At 54.6% G+C, this 22,285-nt stretch carries 21 protein-coding genes; 20 read left to right on the plus strand and 1 reads right to left on the minus strand.

Translation table 11 applies throughout. The features are described from left to right. Positions 1-81 precede the first annotated feature (81 nt). Complete coding sequence (rpsA, locus tag GYA95_RS02905) at positions 82-1,758, plus strand: 30S ribosomal protein S1 (RefSeq protein ID WP_003252673.1); 1,677 nt, start codon at positions 82-84, stop codon at positions 1,756-1,758. Between the two features lie 83 nt (positions 1,759-1,841). After that, positions 1,842-2,906: an acyltransferase family protein gene (locus tag GYA95_RS02910; protein WP_015269307.1), complete on the plus strand. Its 1,065-nt coding sequence runs from the start codon at positions 1,842-1,844 to the stop codon at positions 2,904-2,906. Positions 2,907-3,799: 893 nt separating this feature from the next. On the opposite strand, the gene GYA95_RS02915 is transcribed toward GYA95_RS02910, so the two are convergent. Then, positions 3,800-4,393, minus strand: coding sequence for a hypothetical protein (locus GYA95_RS02915; RefSeq protein WP_015269308.1), 594 nt, complete (start codon positions 4,391-4,393; stop codon positions 3,800-3,802). Positions 4,394-4,749: 356 nt separating this feature from the next. Here GYA95_RS02915 and ihfB point away from each other — a divergent pair, with 356 nt between their 5' ends. The 18 genes from ihfB (at position 4,750) to hisH (ending at position 22,272) form a co-directional block, all read left to right on the plus strand. Continuing rightward, positions 4,750-5,049 (plus strand): integration host factor subunit beta, encoded by a 300-nt coding sequence (ihfB, locus tag GYA95_RS02920; RefSeq protein WP_013971456.1) that lies wholly within the window; start codon positions 4,750-4,752, stop codon positions 5,047-5,049. A gap of 19 nt (positions 5,050-5,068) precedes the next feature. Then, complete coding sequence (locus GYA95_RS02925; protein WP_015269309.1) at positions 5,069-5,332, plus strand: lipopolysaccharide assembly protein LapA domain-containing protein; 264 nt, start codon at positions 5,069-5,071, stop codon at positions 5,330-5,332. Between the two features lie 101 nt (positions 5,333-5,433). Further along, the gene (locus GYA95_RS02930; protein ID WP_015269310.1) at positions 5,434-6,861 is read left to right on the plus strand and encodes an MBL fold metallo-hydrolase RNA specificity domain-containing protein; all 1,428 of its coding nucleotides are present in this window, start codon (positions 5,434-5,436) and stop codon (positions 6,859-6,861) included. Positions 6,862-7,079: 218 nt separating this feature from the next. Then, positions 7,080-8,144, plus strand: coding sequence for an LPS O-antigen chain length determinant protein WzzB (locus GYA95_RS02935; RefSeq protein WP_015269311.1), 1,065 nt, complete (start codon positions 7,080-7,082; stop codon positions 8,142-8,144). A 152-nt stretch (positions 8,145-8,296) separates the two neighbouring features. After that, positions 8,297-9,661: a Wzz/FepE/Etk N-terminal domain-containing protein gene (locus GYA95_RS02940; protein WP_137137996.1), complete on the plus strand. Its 1,365-nt coding sequence runs from the start codon at positions 8,297-8,299 to the stop codon at positions 9,659-9,661. A gap of 290 nt (positions 9,662-9,951) precedes the next feature. Next, positions 9,952-11,262 (plus strand): UDP-N-acetyl-D-glucosamine 6-dehydrogenase, encoded by a 1,311-nt coding sequence (wbpA, locus tag GYA95_RS02945; RefSeq protein ID WP_015269313.1) that lies wholly within the window; start codon positions 9,952-9,954, stop codon positions 11,260-11,262. A 74-nt stretch (positions 11,263-11,336) separates the two neighbouring features. Beyond that, positions 11,337-12,287 carry a UDP-N-acetyl-2-amino-2-deoxy-D-glucuronate oxidase gene (gene wbpB / locus GYA95_RS02950; RefSeq protein WP_015269314.1) on the plus strand — a complete coding sequence of 317 codons (951 nt, stop codon included), beginning with the start codon at positions 11,337-11,339 and terminating at the stop codon, positions 12,285-12,287. 71 nt (positions 12,288-12,358) lie between these two features. Then, on the plus strand, positions 12,359-13,879 hold the full coding sequence (locus tag GYA95_RS02955) for an acyltransferase family protein (RefSeq protein ID WP_269805910.1): 1,521 nt from the start codon (positions 12,359-12,361) through the stop codon (positions 13,877-13,879). Beyond that, positions 13,822-14,343, plus strand: a complete 522-nt coding sequence (locus GYA95_RS28120) for an SGNH hydrolase domain-containing protein (protein ID WP_275101019.1) — start codon at positions 13,822-13,824, stop codon at positions 14,341-14,343. The genes GYA95_RS02955 and GYA95_RS28120 overlap by 58 nt, the downstream gene beginning before the upstream one ends. After that, a complete protein-coding gene (wbpD, locus tag GYA95_RS02960) occupies positions 14,340-14,915 on the plus strand; it encodes a UDP-2-acetamido-3-amino-2,3-dideoxy-D-glucuronate N-acetyltransferase (protein WP_015269316.1) in 576 nt (191 codons plus the stop codon). The genes GYA95_RS28120 and wbpD overlap by 4 nt, the downstream gene beginning before the upstream one ends. Positions 14,916-14,917: 2 nt before the next feature. Beyond that, a complete protein-coding gene (locus GYA95_RS02965; protein ID WP_015269317.1) occupies positions 14,918-16,015 on the plus strand; it encodes a DegT/DnrJ/EryC1/StrS family aminotransferase in 1,098 nt (365 codons plus the stop codon). Further along, positions 16,012-17,295, plus strand: a complete 1,284-nt coding sequence (locus GYA95_RS02970) for an oligosaccharide flippase family protein (RefSeq protein ID WP_015269318.1) — start codon at positions 16,012-16,014, stop codon at positions 17,293-17,295. Before GYA95_RS02965 ends, GYA95_RS02970 begins: the two co-directional genes overlap by 4 nt. A gap of 88 nt (positions 17,296-17,383) precedes the next feature. Next, entirely contained in the window at positions 17,384-17,794 is a 411-nt protein-coding gene (locus tag GYA95_RS27825; protein ID WP_238841713.1) for a hypothetical protein, read from the plus strand. Between the two features lie 68 nt (positions 17,795-17,862). Next, positions 17,863-18,765, plus strand: coding sequence for a hypothetical protein (locus tag GYA95_RS02975; protein WP_238841714.1), 903 nt, complete (start codon positions 17,863-17,865; stop codon positions 18,763-18,765). Further along, the gene (locus tag GYA95_RS28125) at positions 18,747-19,370 is read left to right on the plus strand and encodes a CatB-related O-acetyltransferase (protein ID WP_158242113.1); all 624 of its coding nucleotides are present in this window, start codon (positions 18,747-18,749) and stop codon (positions 19,368-19,370) included. The genes GYA95_RS02975 and GYA95_RS28125 overlap by 19 nt, the downstream gene beginning before the upstream one ends. A gap of 65 nt (positions 19,371-19,435) precedes the next feature. Next, entirely contained in the window at positions 19,436-20,509 is a 1,074-nt protein-coding gene (locus tag GYA95_RS02985; protein ID WP_232874155.1) for a glycosyltransferase family 4 protein, read from the plus strand. Between the two features lie 15 nt (positions 20,510-20,524). Further along, a complete protein-coding gene (locus GYA95_RS02990; protein ID WP_015269322.1) occupies positions 20,525-21,661 on the plus strand; it encodes an N-acetyl sugar amidotransferase in 1,137 nt (378 codons plus the stop codon). Then, a complete protein-coding gene (hisH, locus tag GYA95_RS02995; protein WP_015269323.1) occupies positions 21,658-22,272 on the plus strand; it encodes an imidazole glycerol phosphate synthase subunit HisH in 615 nt (204 codons plus the stop codon). The genes GYA95_RS02990 and hisH overlap by 4 nt, the downstream gene beginning before the upstream one ends. Positions 22,273-22,285: the final 13 nt, after the last annotated feature.

The raw sequence follows: 22,285 nt of genomic DNA on the forward strand, positions 1-22,285 counted from the left end.
CTTTCCTTTACTTAAAACAAACCCACATTGTCTGGAATGTGGCTATGGGCGTCTGTTTCGCCCGAATCTACAGGAATTAAAATGAGCGAAAGCTTTGCAGAACTCTTTGAAGAAAGCCTGAAAACCCTCAATCTTCAGCCGGGTGCCATCATCACCGGTATCGTTGTCGACATCGACGGCGACTGGGTTACCGTACACGCTGGCCTGAAGTCCGAGGGCGTCATCCCGCTCGAGCAGTTCTACAACGAAGCTGGCGAGCTGACCATCAAGGTCGGTGACGAAGTTCACGTTGCGCTGGACGCGGTCGAAGACGGCTTTGGCGAAACCAAACTGTCCCGTGAAAAAGCCAAGCGCGCCGAGTGCTGGATTGTTCTGGAAGCAGCTTTCGCCGCCGAAGAAGTGGTCAAGGGCGTTATCAACGGTAAGGTTAAGGGCGGCTTCACTGTCGACGTTAACGGCATCCGTGCGTTCCTGCCGGGCTCCCTGGTTGATGTCCGCCCTGTGCGCGACACCACCCACCTGGAAGGCAAAGAGCTGGAATTCAAGGTCATCAAGCTGGACCAGAAGCGCAACAACGTTGTCGTTTCCCGTCGCAGCGTGCTGGAAGCCGAGAACAGCGCCGAGCGCGAAGCCCTGCTGGAAACCCTGCAGGAAGGCCAACAGGTCAAGGGTATCGTCAAGAACCTCACCGACTACGGCGCCTTCGTGGACCTGGGCGGTATCGACGGCCTGCTGCACATCACCGACATGGCTTGGAAGCGCATCAAGCACCCATCGGAAATCGTTAACGTTGGCGACGAAGTCGACGTACGCGTTCTGAAGTTCGACCGTGAGCGCAACCGCGTTTCGCTGGGTCTGAAGCAGATGGGCGAAGATCCGTGGGTAGCTATCACTGCCCGTTACCCAGAAGGTACTCGCGTACAGGCTCGCGTTACCAACCTGACCGACTACGGCTGCTTCGCTGAGCTGGAAGAAGGCGTTGAAGGTCTGGTACACGTTTCCGAAATGGACTGGACCAACAAGAACATCCACCCGTCGAAAGTCGTTCAGGTTGGCGACGAAGTGGAAGTCATGGTTCTGGACATCGACGAAGAGCGTCGTCGTATCTCCCTGGGCATCAAGCAGTGCAAGTCCAACCCATGGGAAGACTTCTCCGGCCAGTTCAACAAGGGTGACAAGATCACCGGTACCATCAAGTCGATCACCGACTTCGGTATCTTCATCGGCCTGGACGGCGGCATCGACGGTCTGGTTCACCTGTCCGACATCTCCTGGAACGAAACCGGCGAAGAAGCCGTACGTCGTTTCAAGAAGGGCGACGAGCTGGAAACCGTCATCCTGTCGGTCGACCCAGAGCGCGAGCGCATCTCCCTGGGCATCAAGCAGCTGGAAGACGATCCGTTCTCCAACTTCGTTGCTGTCAATGACAAGGGCGCTATCGTCAAGGGCATCGTGAAAGAAGTTGACGCCAAAGGCGCCATCGTCACTCTGGCCGACGACATCGAAGCTACTCTGAAAGCTTCCGAAATCAGCCGTGACCGCGTTGAAGACGCGCGTAACGTCCTGAAGGAAGGCGAAGAGATCGAAGCCAAGATCATCAGCGTTGACCGCAAGTCCCGCGTTATCAGCCTGTCCATCAAGTCGAAGGACGATGCTGAAGAGCGCGAAGCCATCCAGAGCCTGAAAAACGCTCCGGAAGCGGCTGCCGACACCACCATGGCTGCGCTGCTGCGCGAAGCAATGGCCAAGCAGAACTGAGTTCTGTTTGATCGGTAAAAAAAGGCGACCTTCGGGTCGCCTTTTTTTTATGCTGAAAGAAGGCCATGTCGGGGGATTGTGCGATGTTGATGTTTGGCGACGTCATGGAAGGTCGCGGGCGCGATAACAATTTCCTGATCATCAGGCTGCTGGCGGCAACTGCCGTCGTAGTGGGGCATTCGTTTGCGCTCTCCTATCTGGAGTGCCTGGGTTGCACCGACCCTGGGCTGCTGCTGGGCATGCCGGTGCCCGTTCATAGTCTGGGCGTGGAAGTATTCTTCATGGTCAGCGGTTTCCTGATCGCGGCCAGTGGTGAAAAAAATAGCACCCGGGATTTCTACCTGGCCCGCGCATTGCGGATCTTGCCTGGCTTGCTCGTGTGCCTGCTGCTCATGGCCTTTGTGCTAGGGCCTGTCATTACCTCGCTGCCGCTTGGTGAGTATCTTTCCCAGCGTCAAGTTTACAGGTACGTCTATAGCCCATTGCTGGTTTTCAAGGATGCCCAGTTCCTCTTGCCTGGGGTGAGCTTTACCCCGCGCCCCTATGGGGCTTCGGTCAATGGCAGCCTGTGGACCATCCCTTTGGAAATGCGCATGTACGTGGTGCTGTGGCTATTGGTGCTGGTGGCCAAGGTTTGCCGGTGGCCGATGACAGGTTTGACGCTTGCCGCGTTGGTGGTTGCCCTGGGGTTGCATACCCTGCATCCAGCCTTTGCGGAGTACCCGTTCAAGCTGGTGGTGTGCTTCCTGGCAGGGGCGGTGTTCTATTCGTACCGGGCGGTGATCCCGTATACCGGCTGGCTGTGTTTTGCCTTTGTTGCGTTGTTCGTGTTGGCCAAGGGTGGGCGCCTTGAGGTTTTTGCGTTTGCCGTTCTGACGATGTACGGCACGTTGTATGTAGCTTATTGCCCGCAGTTGAAGCTTCCTTCGTTTGTGGAGGATTACTCGTACGGTATCTACCTGTATGCATTTCCGATCCAGCAAGTGTTGGCGTGGGCGATGCCATGGGCCGGGCCTTACTGGCTGATGTTGGCGGCCGTGCCGGCGTCCTGGTTGGCGGGGTATGTGTCGTGGGGGCTGGTAGAGAAGCCTGCCTTGGCGATGCGCAAACGCTTTTCCCGAGCGGGCTCACGGCAGCAATTGGCATAGGCGTCCGGGCTCCAGCAGCTGGCGTGTCCGCCCCCCCCTCAGTGGGATAATGGTGTGTCCACCTCTCCGGAAACTGGCGCGATCCCTCTGTGGGAGCGGGTTCACCCGCGAACACCGGCGTAGCCGGTGCCATCCATGGCATCGCCTGCTCCCACAGAAGGTGGTGTAGCCTTCAGTGCATGTGCTACCTCAGCGGTATAACGGTGTGCCCAACTCTCCCGAAACTGGCGCGATCCCCTGTGGGAGCGGGCGTGCCCGCGAAGCAGGCGACGCGATGGATGGCACCGGCTACACCGGTGTTCGCGGGCGCGCCCGCTCCCACATGGGCTGTGCTGGCCTCAAGGCGGGTGATGTCCATGCGGGGGGGGGGGGGGGGCTGTGGTCTGGCCCATGTTGCCAGTACTTGCACGATCCCCTTGTGAAGCGGCCCTGTGTCGCGAAAAGCCTGCTCTCAACAGGCCGGTACCTGGCTTCGAAGCAGGCAGCATCTCTTGTGGGAGATTGCCCAGCCCTTTCGGGCTGCGCTGTCGCGCAGAGAACAATTATCGCTCGTCTGACGCGTTCCTTGTAGGAGCAGCCTTGTGCTGCGAAGGGGTCGGTACAAGCAACAGATAGGCTTTGTCAGTACCGGCCTCTTCGCAGCACAAGGCTGCTCCTACAGAACCTCGCCGAACCAATGAGTCATGTGTTGTTCTATGAGAGCGGCCCGCGAAGCAGGCGACGCGATGGATGGCACTGGCTACGCCGGTGTTGGCCTTTAGGCAAGTGGTGTATCGCAGGGCAGGAATAAGTGGCCCGAAACAAACGTAGGGGCGAAAGCAGCACGCGATGCGTCGCGCGGGCCGCGCTCGAACTCCAGGCGCCACCCCTCTGCCGGCAAGCCTGCACCGACCCTACCGAACAGCCGATGCCTCGCGCGAAGTATCGACTGCCGAGCTCATCCCCAGTGTTTTGACGTCGGCTGCCGAAGGGGTGAAGGTCACGGTATAGCGGCTCAGGTCACTTTCGTTTCGCTGAAAATGCACTGCGACTCGCTTGCCTTCCCATGAGATGGTCTTCATCTCATAAGAAGCGCCAGAGCTTAACTGAATTCGACGGCTCAGGCTTGAGCTGGGCTGCCCGAGGGTGTCGGTCAGGAAATCATCGACCAGTTCCAGGCTGCTGGCATTGCCGGTCAACATAAGCTGGCTGATTGCACCGTTCTTCAGCGCCGCGAAGAGCTGATATCCCGAGTTGATCGGAATGTAGGGCAGCCCATGGATCTCATACCGCTCCGGGTCCGAAGTGCTGGTCCGGCATAGTGTCGATTGGCGAGGGCTATTGTCGGGGCATTCGGCGACTTGGGCTTTGAAGTCGCCTTGAAACGGAACGCCTAGAAACCCAGAGGGCTCATTGTCCCAGGATTGGGCCTGGGGAGAGGATTGAGCGAAGGCGCCAGGGGCTGCCACCAGGGTCGCCAGAGCGAGCGAAAGGGGGATTATCCGCATAAACGATCCTTGTGAGTACGACTCAACGAGCAAGGTAAATAGGCATTTTGCAATCCGCTTTGGGTTGGATCAAAGCAGGTGCGTCCTACTCGCGATTATGACAAATCCTACAAGGCTTAGGTGTGTCACGGTGGCGATTTTCAGTTATACGCCAAGCACCTTTCCGCTTTGTGACATGCCCGGCACTTGCAACGAGGGGTGGCCCGGCGCCGCAGAGCGTGGTTGTGAGGCTTGTTTCGTGATAATCCAATCTTGAATTTTTTTCTTAAGTCAAGAACCACCCTGTTCAAATCTCTCCGAGCGTGCTACAACCTGATTAAGCAATGATCTAGCTGCTTGATAACGAAGGGAAAAATATGACGAAGTCGGAGCTGATCGAACGTATTGTCACCCATCAGGGGCTGCTCTCGTCCAAGGACGTGGAGCTGGCCATCAAGACCATGCTTGAGCAGATGTCACAATGCCTTGCCACCGGCGATCGCATCGAGATCCGCGGTTTTGGCAGCTTCTCGCTGCACTATCGTGCCCCTCGCGTAGGCCGTAACCCGAAGACCGGCCAGTCGGTCAGCCTTGAAGGCAAGTTCGTGCCGCACTTCAAGCCCGGCAAGGAGTTGCGCGATCGGGTCAATGAAGAAGAACATGAGGCCCACACCTGATTCCACAAGGAGCAATCTGATGCGTAACCTCAAGCGTGCCCTGGCGGCGCTGTTCGTGCTGCTGTTGGCGGCTGTGGTGCTGTTCTTCGTGCTGGAGAACCAGCAAACCGTCTCGTTGGTCCTGTTCGGTTGGGCAGCCCCGGCCATGCCGGTCGCCGTGCTGGTCCTGGCTGCCTTGGTTATTGGCCTGGCTATCGGGCCGTTGCTGGGTGCCTACGGCGTGCAGCGCAGCAAGCGCAAGATTCGCGCATCGGCACGCCAGGCCGCGTTAAACGGCAATTAATGAAAGCGCCTACAAACTGTAGGGCGGCGTCATCTATGCACGCAGCCAGTGAGATGGAGTAATAGGCATCCATTCAGCGGCCCAGGCGAGCGTGCAGCACTATGCAATTCCCCAGCATTTCCCATCACGGTGGTACCCGCGGCGTAACCGGCTCATGCCACCAGCTCCATCTGGATTTAAACACCAGCTTGCTGGTGGATTGCGGCCTGGAGCAGGGTGCCGAGGCGGCTCCGGGCGCAGGCTCACTGCCTCTCGGTTTTGAGGTTCAGGGTATCCAGGCCCTGGTGATCACGCATGTGCATCTTGACCATGTCGGGCGCATACCGGCACTGCTTGCCGCAGGTTATCGCGGCCCCATCCTTTGCAGTGAGCCTTCGGCAAAGCTACTGCCGCTGATACTGGAGGATGCCTACAAGCTGGCTATCAGCAGCGAGCCTGCCCATGTGGCGCGATACCTCGAATTCATCGACGACCTGATAGTGCCGGTTCCCTTTGGGCAGTGGCATCGAGTGGTCGACAAGTCCGACCTCAAGTGCCAGATCCGTCTGCAGCGCGCTGGGCATTTATTGGGCTCTGCTTACGTGGAGTGTGATATCGAGGCACTGGGGCTCAACCAGCGCATCGTCTTTTCTGGCGATCTGGGTCATCAGGGTAATCCACTCCTGCAGTCGGTACAGTCGCCCGAGCGGGCAGATGTGCTGGTGCTTGAAAGCACCTACGGTGACCGCCTGCACCCGGATCGCAGCAATCGCCAGCAGTTGCTGGAGCAGGTTATCGACCGCGCCCTGCAGGACCGTGGCACCATCCTGATTCCAGCGTTCAGCTTGGGTCGCACCCAGGAGTTGCTGTTCGAGCTCGAAGACATCCTCCACCGCAAGGCATTGCTGGGCGACCCGGGCGTGGTGCCGGGCGATGATGCCTTCGCCTGGTCACAGCTGCCAATCATCCTCGACTCGCCGTTGGCCCAGCGCATAACTGCCGTCTACCGGCAGTTGCATGGTTACTGGAATGACGAAGCCAAGGCGCGGCTGAGTCAGGGGCGCGACCCGCTTGGGTTTGGCCAGTTGGTGTGCGTCGATACCCATGCCCGCCATCGGCAGGTGGTGAATTACCTTAAAAGCACCGGGCGGCCGGCGATTGTCATTGCCGGCAATGGCATGTGCTCGGGTGGGCGCATTGTCGGTTATCTCAAGGCGATGTTGGTGGATCCGCGGCACGAGGTGGTGTTTGTCGGGTATCAGGCCAAAGGCACACCGGGGGCTGTGATCCAGGCTAGCGAAGGAGCGGAAGGGTTTGTGCAGATTGATCTGGATGGGGGTATGTATGAGGTTCGTGCGAAGGTGGTGACCTTGGGTGGGTATTCGGGGCATGCGGATCAGGTAGGGTTGGTCAGGTTTGCGCAAGGTTGTAATGCGCGGCGAGTAGTGTTGGTGCATGGGGAGAGGAAGGCGAAGCAGGCACTGGCTCGAGTGCTGCGGGAAACGTTTGCGCAGGCGGGAAATGAGGTGGTCGTTACAATTGCTGAGTGACCGCTGGGCGGGAGGCTCGCAGTCTGTAAAAAAATAAGGAACTTCCGTGGTCAGATCCCCTCTATTAATGGTTAATTCCAAGTGATTGAAAGGTGGCGAGCAGAATGGCAAATTGCCGCTACGCTTGATTCGAGGGGGTGGGGCGGCTTTTTCTTGAGCCTGGAGGTGACGCCCCTTGTGTTGAAGTAATCAGACGGACCCAAGGAAAAAAAGACTAAATGCGCAATGAACGCGAGCGCCTGAGTAGTAGCGACGACATTGACCTGATTGAACTTGTACAGGGGGTTTGGCGGCAAAAGATCTGGGTGGGGCTGGTTGCGGTGCCGGTGATTGCTTTGGGGTTGGCTTATGTCATGCTGGTTTCGCCGGTGTATGAGGCGAAGCTTTATATTCAACCTCCTTCCCAGAACGAGATTGCCCAACTCAACTACGGTCGTGGGGAGGGAACAGGTCTCGCGCCGCTCAGTGCCAAGGAGGTGTACAGCATCTATCTCAAAGCCCTTCAGTCTGAAGCAGTACGAGACAAATTTTTCCGCAGCGCCTTTCTTCCTATGCTGACCGAAGAAGAGCGGGGTGGTTCTCGCGACGCCTTGTATGCTCAGTTCAACGGCATGCTGAAAGTAGCCCTGGCTGGCAAGGACATGCCTGATCGTTATGTGCTGACGGCGAGCCTGGAAGACCCGCGCCTTGCGGCGACCTGGGTTTCGAATTATGCCGAAATGGCTGCGGAGCGAGCAAAAAACGAGTTGCTGAGCGGCGCTCGTAGTGACATGTCGATCATGGCCGATAACCTTGATCAGCAGATTAGGGCTGCGCGGGCCACTGCCAGCAATCAGCGTGTGGATCAGATTGCCCAGCTCAAGGAGGCGCTGCGAGTTGCCCGGTCGATTGGCCTGGAAAAGCCACCGATCATTTCCGATACTCTGTCCAATGAAGTGTCTGCCGGTATGAACGGGGCTCTCACTTACATGCGCGGGACCAAAGCACTGGAGGCAGAAATCGCCAACCTGGAATCGCGCTCATCGAACGACCCTTTCATACAGAATTTGCGTGAAAAGCAGGAGAAACTCAGTTTCTTACGCACGTTGAAGGTCGACCCTTCCTTGGTTGCAATGTATCAGCAGGATGGCGCTGTTTCCCAGCCTGACAAGCCGATTAAGCCGCGAAAAGCCATCATCATGCTGCTATCGGCTTTGGTGGGTGTTGGTCTTGGTGTGGTGGTGGCCCTGGGGCGGGACATGTGGTGCAGGCGCAGGGCGACGAGTGGTAGGGAACTTCCCTGATAGGAAAGCATCGCTAAGTGTTGTTGCTGCTTGCGGAAGGTGTAACAATAGCCTTTCGTCGCCGATGACATGGAAAGCTGGAAGAGCGAGCACGACACGCTGATCCGTCCTGCCTGTCTTGGTTAACCCACCGTTACAGACAGGCAATTATTGTGAATAGCGTTGCACGCCCCTCCTCCATGGCTGTTTCAGGCGAAATCGACCTTTTCGGCGTTTTGCGCACTATCTGGCATAGGCGTTTGCTAATTGTTGCCATTGGGGGAGTCTGCGCCCTCGTCGGTGCTGCAGTCGCCTACACCATCACGCCTGTGTACGAGGCGTCCACTAGTTTGAGGCCAGTCGCCCTTAATCAGCTGGACGCCTTGAATCGGTCAGAAATCTATTCGTTGCCGCCGGCGGAAGCACTCAAGAGAGTCGGTGCAGCGCTGAACTCTTACAGTGCTCGGCTGGACTTCTTTCGTTCCAGGCCGGATCTCATCAATACATTTCAGGATGAAGGTCAAAGTATCGAACAGGCGTTTGAGGACTTCAATCGTGAAGCTCTCGGCGTAGCTTTGGCCGACCCGAAAAAAAACGATGTAATGAGCGATTTTATCGGGTTAAAAATGCTCTATGAGAAAGGCGTAAATGGCGCGGCCATTCTCAACGACTTCGTCGATTATGCCATTGAGCGAGAGCGCAGCCAGTTGTCCAAGGATATGCAGATTATTTTGGCCAACCGCTTGGCAGAGGTAGACAAGAAGCTGAATTCCGCAGTGTTGGAATATGAGGCTGGGAATGAAAGCCGTATCGCCCGCCTCGAAGAGGCAGATGCGATCAAGCGTGCGCAGCTCAGTGATGAGCTTAAGGCCTTGCGCGTTCAGTTGAAATTGAGCCGCGAAGCGCGCCTGGCCAAGCTTGAGGAGGCTATCACCGTTGCACGAGGGCTCGGTTTGAAAAAACCTTCGACCCCCTCCCTGATGGCTGATGAAGGCTCGGTAAATGGCAACATTATCCGTACCGAAGTAAACGGTAGGCCGGTGCCGCTGTATTTCATGGGGACCGAAGTGCTCGAAGCCGAGCGTGCTGCATTGCGCAAGCGTAGTTCAGATGACTTCGTCGAGCCGAGGGTCGGGCAGATTCGCAAGGAGCTCATCCTGCTTTCGACCAACCGCGAAGTCCAGGCAATCAAGGCTCGGGCGAGCGAAGCAGCATTTTTGGAGGGGGTCGAAGCGCTTCGCGTGGAGCGTGCGCGCTTGCAAGCCATCGATACCCAGTTGCAGGGGCTGCACCTGGTGAATATTGATCAGCGTGCGGTACCCTCCATCAAGCCGCTGAAGCCACGCAAAGCACTCATCGTGCTGATTGCATTTGTCGGCGGCTTGTTGCTCGGAACGGTCGCTGCCCTGCTGCGGAGCGCTTTCAAGGATCATGTAAGACAGCTGCGAGTTCTTGAAGTCGAGGGTTCGGCGCATCGCATCCTGCCTGAGGGTTTGGCGGAGCAGAGCCATATCCGGGTGGGTGAGGCCCAAGCTTGAGCCCTATTTGCATGATGCTGTTTTAATAGCATTTTGGCTGTAGCACGCCCCCGGAAAACTCCGATGGATTGCCGCAGCCTAACCGCCTATGATTGTGGCTCCTTTCATTGATGGCAGCCACTGGGCCGCTCCCTGGGCGAATGTGAGTGGGCGCTTTTTGCTCGGCAGTGAGCCTAATGCACGCTGCCGCCGAATGGATTCATTCGGCTGGCGAATGAGTCGAAGAAGGTCCAATAACCCGTTATGCAGTCGCGGAAACGGGCAGGTATATTCAAGGTGAGTTGGGAAGCATGACAGATATGAAAGCGGTGGTAGAGAAGTTCAAAAACCGGCAGGCCTTGATTGGTATCGTGGGTCTCGGTTATGTCGGGTTGCCGCTGATGCTGCGTTATAACGCCATTGGTTTTAATGTGCTGGGTATTGATATCGATCAATCGAAAGTCGATAAACTCAATGCAGGCCAGAGCTATATCGAGCACATTCCAGCGGCCAATATCAGCAAAGCACGTGAAACCGGCTTTGAGGCTACCGTCGACTTCACGCGTGCCAGTGAGTGCGACGCGCTGATCCTGTGCGTGCCCACCCCGCTGAACAAGTATCGCGAGCCGGACATGAGCTTCGTGATCAACACCACCGACGCCCTCAGCCCCTACCTGCGTGCAGGCCAGGTGGTTTCGCTGGAAAGCACCACCTACCCTGGTACTACCGAAGAAGAACTGCTGCCACGTGTACAGGAGGGTGGCCTGGTAGTAGGTGAGAACATCTACCTGGTCTACTCGCCAGAGCGTGAAGACCCGGGCAACCCGAACTTCGAAACCCGTACCATTCCCAAGGTCATTGGTGGCCACACCCCAAAATGCCTGGAAGTGGGTATCGCCCTGTACGAGCAGGCCATCGACCAGGTCGTACCGGTCAGCTCCACCAAGGCCGCTGAAATGACCAAGCTGCTGGAGAACATTCACCGTGCGGTGAACATCGGCCTGGTCAACGAAATGAAGATCGTCGCCGACCGCATGGGTATCGACATCTTTGAAGTAGTCGATGCCGCGGCGACCAAGCCTTTCGGCTTCACCCCTTACTACCCGGGCCCGGGCCTGGGCGGCCACTGCATTCCAATCGACCCCTTCTACCTGACCTGGAAGGCGCGCGAGTACGGCCTGCACACCCGCTTCATCGAGCTTTCCGGTGAAGTCAACCAGGCCATGCCTGAGTACGTACTGAGCAAGCTGATGGATGGCCTGAACGATTCCGGCAAGGCACTGAAGGGCAGCCGCGTGCTGGTCCTGGGCATCGCCTACAAGAAGAACGTCGACGACATGCGCGAGTCGCCATCTGTCGAAATCATGGAACTGATCGAAGCCAAAGGTGGCGTGGTTGCCTACAGCGACCCGCACGTGCCGGTGTTCCCAAAGATGCGCGAGCACCACTTCGAGCTGAGCAGCGAGCCGCTCACCGCTGAGAACCTGGCAAGCTTTGACGCCGTGGTACTGGCCACCGATCACGACAAGTTCGATTACGCCCTGATCGAGGCCAAAGCCAAGCTGATCGTCGATAGCCGTGGTAAGTACCGTACGCCAACCGCGCACATCATCAAGGCCTGATTGGCGTCGCCAGCAAATTGATCCGCCTGGCCCTCAAGGGGCAGGCGGATTCATTCGTTTTCAAAGGAAGCCTCATGAAAAACTTTGCTCTCATCGGTGCTGCAGGCTACATCGCCCCTCGCCACATGCGCGCCATCAAGGACACCGGCAACCGCCTGGTCTCTGCGTACGACATCAATGATTCGGTAGGTATCATCGACAGTATCTCGCCGCAGAGCGAGTTCTTCACCGAGTTCGAGTTCTTCCTCGACCACGCCCACGGCCTGAAGCGTGACCCGGCTACCGCCCTGGATTACGTCTCGATCTGCTCGCCCAACTACCTGCATTACCCGCACATTGCCGCAGGCCTGCGCCTGGGCTGTGACGTGATCTGCGAAAAGCCGCTGGTACCAACCCCGCAGCAACTGGACGAGTTGGCCCTGATCGAACAGGAAACCGGTAAGCGCCTGTTCAATATCCTGCAACTGCGCCACCACCAGGCAATCATTGCCCTGAAAGACAAGGTTGCTCGCGAGAACAACCCACACAAGTATGAAGTTGACCTGACTTACATCACTTCCCGTGGTAAGTGGTACCTGCAAAGCTGGAAAGGTGACCCACGCAAGTCGTTCGGTGTGGCCACCAACATCGGCGTGCACTTCTACGACATGTTGCACTTCATCTTCGGCAAGCTGCAGCGCAACGTTGTGCACTTCACCTCCGAACACAAGGCTTCTGGCTACCTGGAGTACGAAAAGGCACGCGTACGTTGGTTCCTGTCGGTCGACGCCAATGACCTGCCTGAGTCGGTGAAGGGCAAGAAGCCAACGTACCGTTCGATCACTGTCAATGGTGACGAGATGGAGTTTTCCGAAGGCTTTACCGACCTGCACACTACCAGCTATGAAGAAATTCTGGCAGGGCGCGGCTACGGCATAGAGGATGCTCGCCATTGCGTGGAGACCGTGGATGTCATCCGCAGTGCCGCTATTGCTCAGGCCAAGGACAACGAGGCACATCCTTTTGTCCTGGGCCTGTCCCGCTGACACAGCAGTGATACCGGGCGGCCTGCAGGCCGCCTTTCCTCGCGTAATATTCCTGCAAGGTCTTGGCCAGCTTGTCTAACAACAATGAAACATTGTCGCAGAACTTGAACTCGTTACGCTCGCGTAAGGACATGCGGCTGGACGTTCAAGGTTTGCGTGCGGTAGCGGTCCTGGCCGTTCTTGCGTACCACATGAATAGCACATGGCTGCCGGCGGGGTTCGTCGGCGTCGATGTGTTTTTCGTCATCTCGGGTTTCATCATTACGGCGCTACTGACGGAGCCGGGGCAGAAGATCCACCTGGCAGCCTTCTACCTGAACCGTATCAAACGCATTGTTCCCGCGTACGCCGTCATGCTGGCGCTTGTCAGCGTGGTGTCGTCAATGCTGTTTCTGACAGCGGACTTCGAGTTTTTCCATCAGAGCTTGAAGTCGGCAGCCATCTTTGCCAGCAACCTTTATTTCGCGGATTTTGGTAGCTATTTTGCGCCTCGTGCAGAAGAGCTGCCGCTGCTGCATACCTGGTCGCTCGCGATAGAGATGCAGTTCTATCTGTTCTTCCCCCTCCTGTTGCTGTGTTTGCCACGCTCTTGGCGTCTGCCCGGCCTCTCGCTATTAGCGGCCATTCTGTTCGTGTGGAGCAGCAAGAAAGTGCTGGCGGGCGGGCAGGGCAGCGAGTACTTCTTGCTCCTTGCTCGTGTGCCTGAATTCCTGGTGGGGGGGGTAGTGGCCCTTGGCCTGCGAAACCGTGAAATACCCGCACCTGTTTCGGCGCTTTTCGGCTTGCTGGGCTTGGGCTTGCTTGCAGCCAGCTTTGTACTGATCGATAAAACTCAATTCCCGGGTTTATGGTCGCTTGCACCCTGCATTGGTACGGCTCTGGTGATCGCGGCGCGGCGGGGGCCGATCAACAACCTCCTGTCCATCCCTGGGTTGGTATGGGTTGGTGGCATTTCCTACTCCCTGTACCTGTGGCATTGGCCGGTCTTGGCGCTCATTCGCTATTACATAGGACAGTACGAACTAAGCGGCCAGTGGCTACCAGTCGCTTTGGTAGCTTCGTTTGCCCTGGCCTGGCTTTCCTATCGATTTGTAGAGCAGCCGGCGCGCAGATTGGTTGGTGTACGACGCTTGGCGCCGAGCTTTGCGCTCGGAGTGGTCGGCATCGCTTTGGTTGCCCTGCTGAGTGCCAGGTACAACCCGCTGATGGTTGGCCCGGTGCCGGTCGAGCAGGCTCGCTATGCAGCACCTGAACTGATTTGCCATGGGCAGCAGGTGGGCGAATGCAAGCGGGGCCTGGCCGGCGCCGTCCCTTCGATTCTGGTAATTGGTGACAGCCACGCCGCTCAGTTGAACTACTTCTTTGATCAGGCCGGCACCGAACAGGGCGTTGCTTATCGCGTCCTTACTGCAAGCAGTTGTGTACCCATCCCGGGCTTCGACGTGGAGCGCCTCCCTGATTACGCCCAACAAGCTTGTCGCTCGCAGATCGCGTCCTTACTGCAAGCAGTTGTGTACCCATCCCGGGCTTCGACGTGGAGCGCCTCCCTGATTACGCCCAACAAGCTTGTCGCTCGCAGATCATTGCGGTGAAACAGGCACTGGTGACAATGGACAAAGTGATCATCGCAGGCATGTGGCAATACCAGATGCCAAGCCCGGCATTTGTAAAAGCGCTTCAGGCGTTCCTGGATGATGCTACAACAGCTCACAAGCAGGTCGTGATCTTGGGGCAGGTGCCCATGTTCCGTTCTGATGTTCAAAGGGTACGCAGGTTCAGGGAGCTTGGGTTACCGGCCACCCTGGCCTTCAATGATGAGTGGCGGGTTGCCAACCAGCAGGTGGAAATGCTCGCTGCGGGTAGGGCTGGTGTGCACTTTGTGGACTTCTCCAATTCAGGCTTTTTTGCTGACGCACCCTATGAGCATGGAGAGCTTATCTACCAGGATACCCACCATCTGAATGAAATCGGCGCGCGTCGCTACGGGCACTTTGCAGGCGGGCAGCTACAACGGTTGTTCGATCAAACTCAATCCAGCGTGAGTCTCAAGCAATGAATCATTATCAGCATCCCAGTGCAATCGTCGATGAAGGCGCTCAGATTGGCAAAGATTCGCGCGTGTGGCATTTCGTCCATGTGTGTAGCGGCGCTCGGATCGGCGCAGGCGTATCTCTCGGGCAAAACGTCTTTGTCGGTAACAAGGTCGTGATCGGTGACCGGTGCAAGATTCAGAACAACGTATCGGTGTATGACAACGTTACACTGGAGGAAGGCGTGTTCTGCGGGCCAAGCATGGTCTTCACCAACGTTTACAATCCGCGCTCGCTTATCGAGCGCAAAGACCAGTACCGGGACACCTTGGTGAAGAAGGGCGCGACACTGGGGGCCAATTGCACTATTGTCTGCGGAGTCACCATTGGCGAGTTCGCTTTTATAGGTGCTGGCGCGGTCGTCAACAAGGATGTGCCGGCGTATGCGCTGATGGTCGGTGTTCCGGCCAAGCAGATCGGCTGGATGAGTGAGTTTGGCGAGCAACTGGATGTGAATGTAAAAGGCGAAGCCATTTGTTCGCATACGGGGGCGCGGTATGTGCTGCGCGGCGATTCCCTTGGCAAGTTGGATGTTTGACCATGATTGAATTCATTGATCTGAAGAAGCAGCAAGCACGTATCAAGGAAAATATTGATGCTAGTATTCAGCGCGTATTGGACCACGGCCAGTATATACTGGGGCCTGAAGTATCTGAGTTAGAAGAACGCCTGGCTTCTTATGTCGGGGTAGGCCACTGCATCACTTGTGCTAATGGTACTGATGCTTTACAAATTGTTCAGATGGCTTTGGGCATCGGCCCTGGTGACGAAGTCATCACGCCAGGGTTTACTTATATTGCGACGGCTGAAACTGTTGCGCTGCTTGGCGCAAAGCCTGTTTACGTGGATGTCGATGAGCGGACATGCAATCTGGATGTTACGCAGCTTGAGGCTGCCATCACACCACGTACGAAAGCGATAGTGCCTGTGTCGCTCTATGGACAATGTGCCGATTTTGATGCGATCAATATGATTGCTCAAAAGTATAATATTCCGGTTATTGAGGATGCAGCGCAGAGCTTCGGGGCTACTTATAAAGGGCGTCGTTCCTGTGGGTTAACCACTGTCGCATGTACTAGCTTCTTCCCAAGTAAACCGCTCGGTGGGTATGGTGATGGTGGTGCGATTTTTACCAATGATCCAAACCTTGCTGTTGTTATTCGACAGATTGCTCGGCACGGCCAGGAAAAGCGCTATCACCATGTCAGAGTTGGCGTGAATAGTCGGCTCGATACAATGCAGGCCGCAATACTCCTGGCAAAACTCGATATTTTTGATAGCGAAATAGCGCTGCGTGAACAGGTAGCGAAGCGTTACATTGAACTGTTGAGGGAGCAGGATTCAATCAAACTCCCCTTTGTTGTTGAGGGCAATACCTCTGTGTATGCTCAATTCACTATCCAAGTAGATGACCGGGAGAAAGTCCAAGCTGAATTGAAGTATCGAGGTGTGCCTAGTGTTGTTCACTATCCTATTCCTCTTAACAAACAGGCTGCCGTTGCCTCTGATTCTTATCTTCCGGTTGGTGACGCTCTGGCGACTAGAGTTTTGAGTCTACCGATGCATCCCTATCTGAGTGAAGCTGAGCTCAAAGCCGTAGCGGACGCCGTGGTAGCGGCTTGCGGTGCTGGTAAATGAAGGTTTTGCAATATGTCTCGTCTTATTGGCGAGACATCTTTTTGCAAGCTTCAGGGAATACTATTGCGCAAGTGATCGGGGTGCTTGGTATTCCCCTCTTGTCTCGACTCTATGCGCCTCAAGAATTTGCGGTTCAGAATATTTTTCTTCAACTTGTCATTTTTTTTGCAGGGCTCATGACTTGGAGATACGAATATTTTTTCCAGATGCTTAAAGATGACCAGCAAGCACGTCGGCTCTTCTCTGGGGTGGTAAAGCTTGGTGTCATTACAGGAGTGGTGCTTACCGTTGCGATGTATGCCTTCTCGTCAGAGATTGCGCGGATTCTGTCGGTTGAGCAAGACGCTAATATGCTGGTTGTCGCCCCCCTTAGTGCATTTCTGGTATCCCTTTCGTTGGCGTTCCAACACAATGCCCAGCGCTCAGGTGCGTACAAGGGGTCTGCGATGTCGGAGGTATTTGGCAAGTCAGCCTACATTGCATCGGGTGCACTATTGGCGGCCGTGACTACAAGTGGTCTGATCTTTACCACATTGTTTAGTGCGCTGGGTAAGCTTGGCGCCCTTCTACCTTACTCGAAAAAACTTATTTTTGGGTCTCGGGCATATGCGGCGGATGCTGTAAATCCTCTGAAGAAACATGCCAGTGGCGCTCACGCGCTAGTGATGTCGCATGTCTTGGTTACTGTCAGTAGTGCTGCCCCTATTTTTTACATATCGGCGGTGTACGGCACCGAAATACTTGGGCAGTTTTCGATGGTCATGGCAACCATTTTTCTACCCTCTGGGTTGATAGGCGCAGCCATTGGCCAGGTTTTTTACCAGCGTGCAGCGTCGTACGCCGGGGAGCCCCTAGTCCTCAGAGGGCTGTGGAGCATGACCGTACGAAAACTGGCGTTATTCGGAGTTCCAATTTATTTGTGTGCCGGCATCTTGTCCCCTTGGCTTTACCCATTCGTTCTGGGGGAGCAATGGCATGATGCGGGTCTATACGCGCAAATCTTGGTAGTTGCTGCGTTCAGTTCATTCATTAGCACACCCTTGGACCGTGTATCGTTGGTTCTTCGATATAATTGGTATATGCCCACACTGCACATGTTCAGGTTGATGGCGACGGGTGTGCTACTTATAGTCGTCTCTCATTTTGCCCTTGATTTCAAAGGGTTCTTGTTATGCTATGTTGTGCAGGTTTCTGTGGTTTATCTTCTCGATTTGTTATTGGCTAGGTTTTTGATTGCCCACGCGCTTAGGAAAGGTGCTGCGATGGTAGAAGAGGTGTGATGTGAAAATAGACGCAGTTAAACCCTTGGCATGTAACTAGAAAGGGTGGGTTGACTATGCGTCTGCTAACCAAGAGCGGTAGGTCATAATGGAAAATGAAATTGCGGGTCGTTTTCAGGGGCGGGCAACTTCAGTGTTGCCAGGTTCCCTGGTATTTATTAATGTGGCACGCATAAAGCTATTGGCGGCTGTGGTGTTTTATGTTTCCGCGCTTGCCTATGGTCATGATAGATATCTCTCGGTGGAGCAAGCGTTTTGGGGGTTCAATTCGCCTCATTTCAACTTGGGTAGTATACTGTTCGTTGTCGTGTTGGCGATAGTTCCTATATTCGTCATGCCCTTGTACCTGACAAGACCTTCCACACTGTTTATCTATGCCTTGGTCTTCTGTGTGTACCTGCCGTCCGTCGTCATCGGAATGCTCAATCATGAAGATTCAATTGATAGATATTTTTGGATTTTCTTGTGTTTTGTATTGGGCTGGTTGGTTGTTGTTTGACCGTGCGTTGTGTTCCTCTGCGGAGTACTTATTCCAGGTGCTTTTCGAGGCCGCTTGTGTATATGTGCGTGCTGGGCTCGCTTGTTTGTTTTTTTGTGTTGTTTCTTACCTATCGGGATATCCTGTCATTCTCAGGTGTGGATGATATTTATGCGCAAAGAGAGAAGGGTGCTGCTACATCCCTATTTATAGGTTATTGTCAAGTTTATTTGGCTTACTTCTTTTCTCCGTTACTTTTTGCGGCTGGCTTGGTTTCAAGGCGCTATCTGATTGGTTTTCTGGGTTTTGTCGGGTTCATTTTTGTGTTCATGATCACCGCTGAACGAACCGTATTTTTAATGCCCTTTGCAATGTTTTTAATGGCCGCCATATTCAAACGGCGTTTCGACAACCCGAATAATCCATCATACCTCTTTGCGGGCGGTGGGGTTATGGTTTTCCTGATAGCAGCGCTTTATGATCAAATTGGCCTTTTCAGGGAATTGGGCTTCTACTTTTACACACGTTTAATTGCTTATCCGGGGCTATTTGTCACGCAATATTATGATCTTTTCTCTGTGCAAGGCTTTACCAACTGGTCTCATGTCTCTCTCATTGGGCGGTTGGCCGAGGTCCCGGCAGCGTTCGTAGGTGATGATAAATGGCCGCTTCTTGGAAAAATTCTTGCTGAGCGTGTGCTTGGTGTGCAGAGCCAGTCAAATGCCAGCTTTGTTGCTACTGATGGCGTCGCGGCTGCCGGTGGGCCAGGGGTGCTGATCATCTTTGTGCTTTACACCGCTTGGTTGGTTGCAGTGGATTGGGTTGCACGAGGGTGGAACAGAGTGCTGTTACTTACGGCGCTTTTCCCTCTCGTTTTTGTGACTACCAATGGCCCTTTTTTCACCACGCTGGCGTCATTTGGCGGAGCGTTGTGGGTCGCAGTGCTATGGTTTGATAGGTTCAGAATAAAAGTATGGGGACATCGGCTGTGATTGGATATGTCATCTCGCGAATACTTAAAAAGTCACGAGGATCTGCGTTGATCGAGTCGCATGTTCCGCGTAGTTCAAAGGTGGAGTCTGGCAGTACCTTGTTCTCCACGCGTTTTGGGAAGCACAGTTTTTGCGGGTATGACTGTACATTCATAAAGACTACTGTTGGGTCATTTTGCTCTATTGCCAATAATGTTGTTGTTGGAGGGGCGAGACATCCTATTGAATACGTTTCGACTAGCCCTGTGTTTCTCGCACACAAAGAGAGTATTAAGAAAAAGTTCTCTAGGCACGAGTACCGCTGGGAGCCCTCTACCACAATAGGGCATGATGTCTGGATTGGTGAGGGTGTTCTGATCAAGGGTGGGGTTACAATTGGTATCGGGGCGGTGATTGGCATGGGCAGCGTGGTTACCAGAGACGTCCCTCCTTATGCAATCTACGCGGGTAACCCAGCACGCTTGATACGTTACCGGTTTGCTCCGCCGATAGTGGAAGGGCTTCTGCGCAGCCGATGGTGGGAACTCTCGGAAGATCAGTTGAGGTTGGCGGCTGAGCATTTCACCGACCCAGAAGCCTTTTTGAAAAGTCAGAATTTGCTATGAAAATCATTCACCTGTGTGTGTCGTGCTTTTATATTGATGGTTATAGGTATCAGGAAAATGAACTCGTGCGTGAGCACGTATCTACTGGCCACGATGTATTGGTGGTGGCGTCGACAGAAACCTATTTGGATAATCTGACGTTGGGTTATACGAAGTCAGGTGATTATCTCGGGACGGATGGTGCTCGCGTTATACGTTTGCCATATAGCGGCCTTGGTCCATTTTTTTTGAAAAAGAAGCTCAGGATGCATAAAGAAGTTAAGGGCATCCTTGAAACGTTCTCTCCAGACGTTATCATGTTTCACGGGCTATGTGGCTGGGAACTGCGCACCGCTGCGCGATACAAGCGTAAAAATCCGCATGTAAAATTTTATGTCGATAGTCATGAAGATGCGAATAATAGTGCTGTGAGCACTTTGTCGAAATTCTTGCATAATTTCTATTATCGGCCTGTTATCAGAGCCGCTTTGCCAGATATTGATAAAGTGCTGTGTATTTCTCAGGAGACGCTGGATTTTTGTCGTCGACAGTACGGCATCGATGATGCAATGATGGAGTTTTTCCCACTGGGCGGTAAAGTTGCCGATGATTCGAGCTATTTGAAACTTCGAACTGAAGCGCGCGCAGTCTTGGGTTTAGAAGCTCAGCACACAGTATTTATACAATCTGGAAAATTCGACGCTAAAAAGAAGCTGGATCAAAGCCTTCGGGCCTTCTCACAGACGCAGTCCGAATGTTTCAGATTCTTGATCGTTGGTCAATTGCATGATTCTATTGCCGAGGGGCTGCGCGAACTGATTGCACAGGATTCACGTGTTACGTTTTTAGGCTGGAAGCCTGCCGATGAGTTATATGGCTTGTTGTGCGCGGCTGATGTTTATGTCCAGCCTGGGAGTCAATCAGCGACAATGCAAATGAGCCTTTGCGCCCGGCGGCCGGTTATTGTTGCCGACGTGCCCAGTCATGTTCCGTTCGTGCAGGGTAACGGATGGGCCGTTCGCAATGAGAATGACTTGGTCAACACCTTTGCGAAGATTGAGGCAGACCCCGGAATACTGGATACTTACTCGAAGCGATCCTATGAAATTGCTTCGAGTCTGTTGGACTATCGCCGCATGGCAAAGCGCCTGTTGACCTAATTGCTGGAAGCTATTATGAAAGATTACAAAATTTGTACGCGCTGTATCATGGATACCAGTGACCCGAACATTCGCTTTGACCAGCATGGCGTATGCGAGTACTGTGCAAACTTCAACAGTGTAATCAAGCCCAATTGGGATACCGGCGCCCGTGGCGAATCGGAATTGATGGCACTTGCAGAAAAAATCAAGCAGCACGGTAAAGGCAAGGATTTCGATTGCATTATCGGTTTGAGTGGCGGTCTGGACAGCTCGTATGCCGCCTATATCGCCAAGAATGTCATGGGCCTGAGACCGTTGCTATTTCACGTTGATGCGGGATGGAATACTGACCAGGCCGTGGGCAACATTGAACGTCTGGTCGACGGGCTTGGTCTGGATCTCTATACCGATGTGATCAATTGGGAAGAAATGAAAGACCTGCAGGTGGCCTTCCTGCGCTCGCAGATTTCGGACCAAGACTTGCCGCAGGATGCTGCGTTCTTCTCCTCACTCTACAAGTTTGCGCGAAAGCACAAGATCAAATACGTCTTGACCGGTGGGAATTACTCGACTGAGTGCTGCCGAGAGCCGGAGGAGTGGGGCGGCTATCCGGGTATCGATAAAACGCTGTTCAACGACATTCATGGTCAATTTGGCAAGAGGGCACTGAAGAGCTTCCCTTTGGTTGATATTTTGACTTACAAGGTTTACTACCAGCGTATCCTGGGGATGCAGATTGTAAAACCTCTGAACCTCGTGCCCTATGTCAAAGCTGACGCAGAGGCCACGCTGGAGCGTCTGTTCGGCTGGAAGCGGTTCAAACATAAGCATCATGAGTCCCGCTTCACACGTTTTTACGAAGACTATTGGATGCCGCGCAAGTTTGGCTACGAAAAACGCCGCGCGCATTTTTCCAGCCTGATCATGACAGGTCAGTTGACACGCGAGGCGGCGCTCGAGCGCATTGCCAAGCCTGAGATGGACGAAAACTTCCTTAAGTCCGAGTTCGAGTACGTAGCGCACAAGCTGGACTTGACTGTGCCAGAGCTTCAAGGCATTTTCGAGGGTCAGAACAAGACCTTCCGTGCCTACAAAAACAAGCGTTTCTTGATCGGCATCGGGGCGCGAGTGCTTAGCGCAATCGGATTGGAAAGAAGGCTGTTCAGATGATTACCATCATTGATTACGGCTTGGGCAACATTCAGGCCTTCGTTAACGTCTATCGACGCTTGCACATTCCGGTGGCGGTCGCGCAAACGGCCGCACAGCTGGATGGCGCAACCAAACTGATCCTCCCCGGCGTCGGTGCCTTCGACCATGCGATCGAACGGCTGGATGCCTCGGGCATGCGTCCCACCATCGAGGAGTTGGTACAGCAGCATAAAGTGCCCGTGCTTGGCATTTGCGTGGGTATGCAGATCCTTGCCAACAGCAGTGAAGAAGGGCACCTGGCAGGCCTGGGTTGGGTGCCGGGGCGCGTTCGCTCCTTCAAATCCGTCCCGAATCTCAAGGACCTGCCGTTGCCTCACATGGGTTGGAATGACGTGGCTGCGCTCAACGACAACCCCTTGTTCAAAGGCTTCGAGGAGGAGGCACGGTTCTATTTCCTGCATTCATTCTTCTTTGAGTGCGAACAGGAGCAGCACCGAGCAGCGACGTCATCCTACGGGCTTGAGTTCAGCTGTGCCGTTCAGGCGGGGAACGTCTATGGCGTTCAGTTCCACCCTGAGAAGAGTCACCACTTCGGTGTCGGCTTGCTGAAAAACTTCGCGGAACTGTGAGCGGAAACTGACA

The sequence above is a fragment of the Pseudomonas asiatica genome (assembly GCF_009932335.1).
GTDB classification, from domain to species: domain Bacteria; phylum Pseudomonadota; class Gammaproteobacteria; order Pseudomonadales; family Pseudomonadaceae; genus Aquipseudomonas; species Aquipseudomonas asiatica.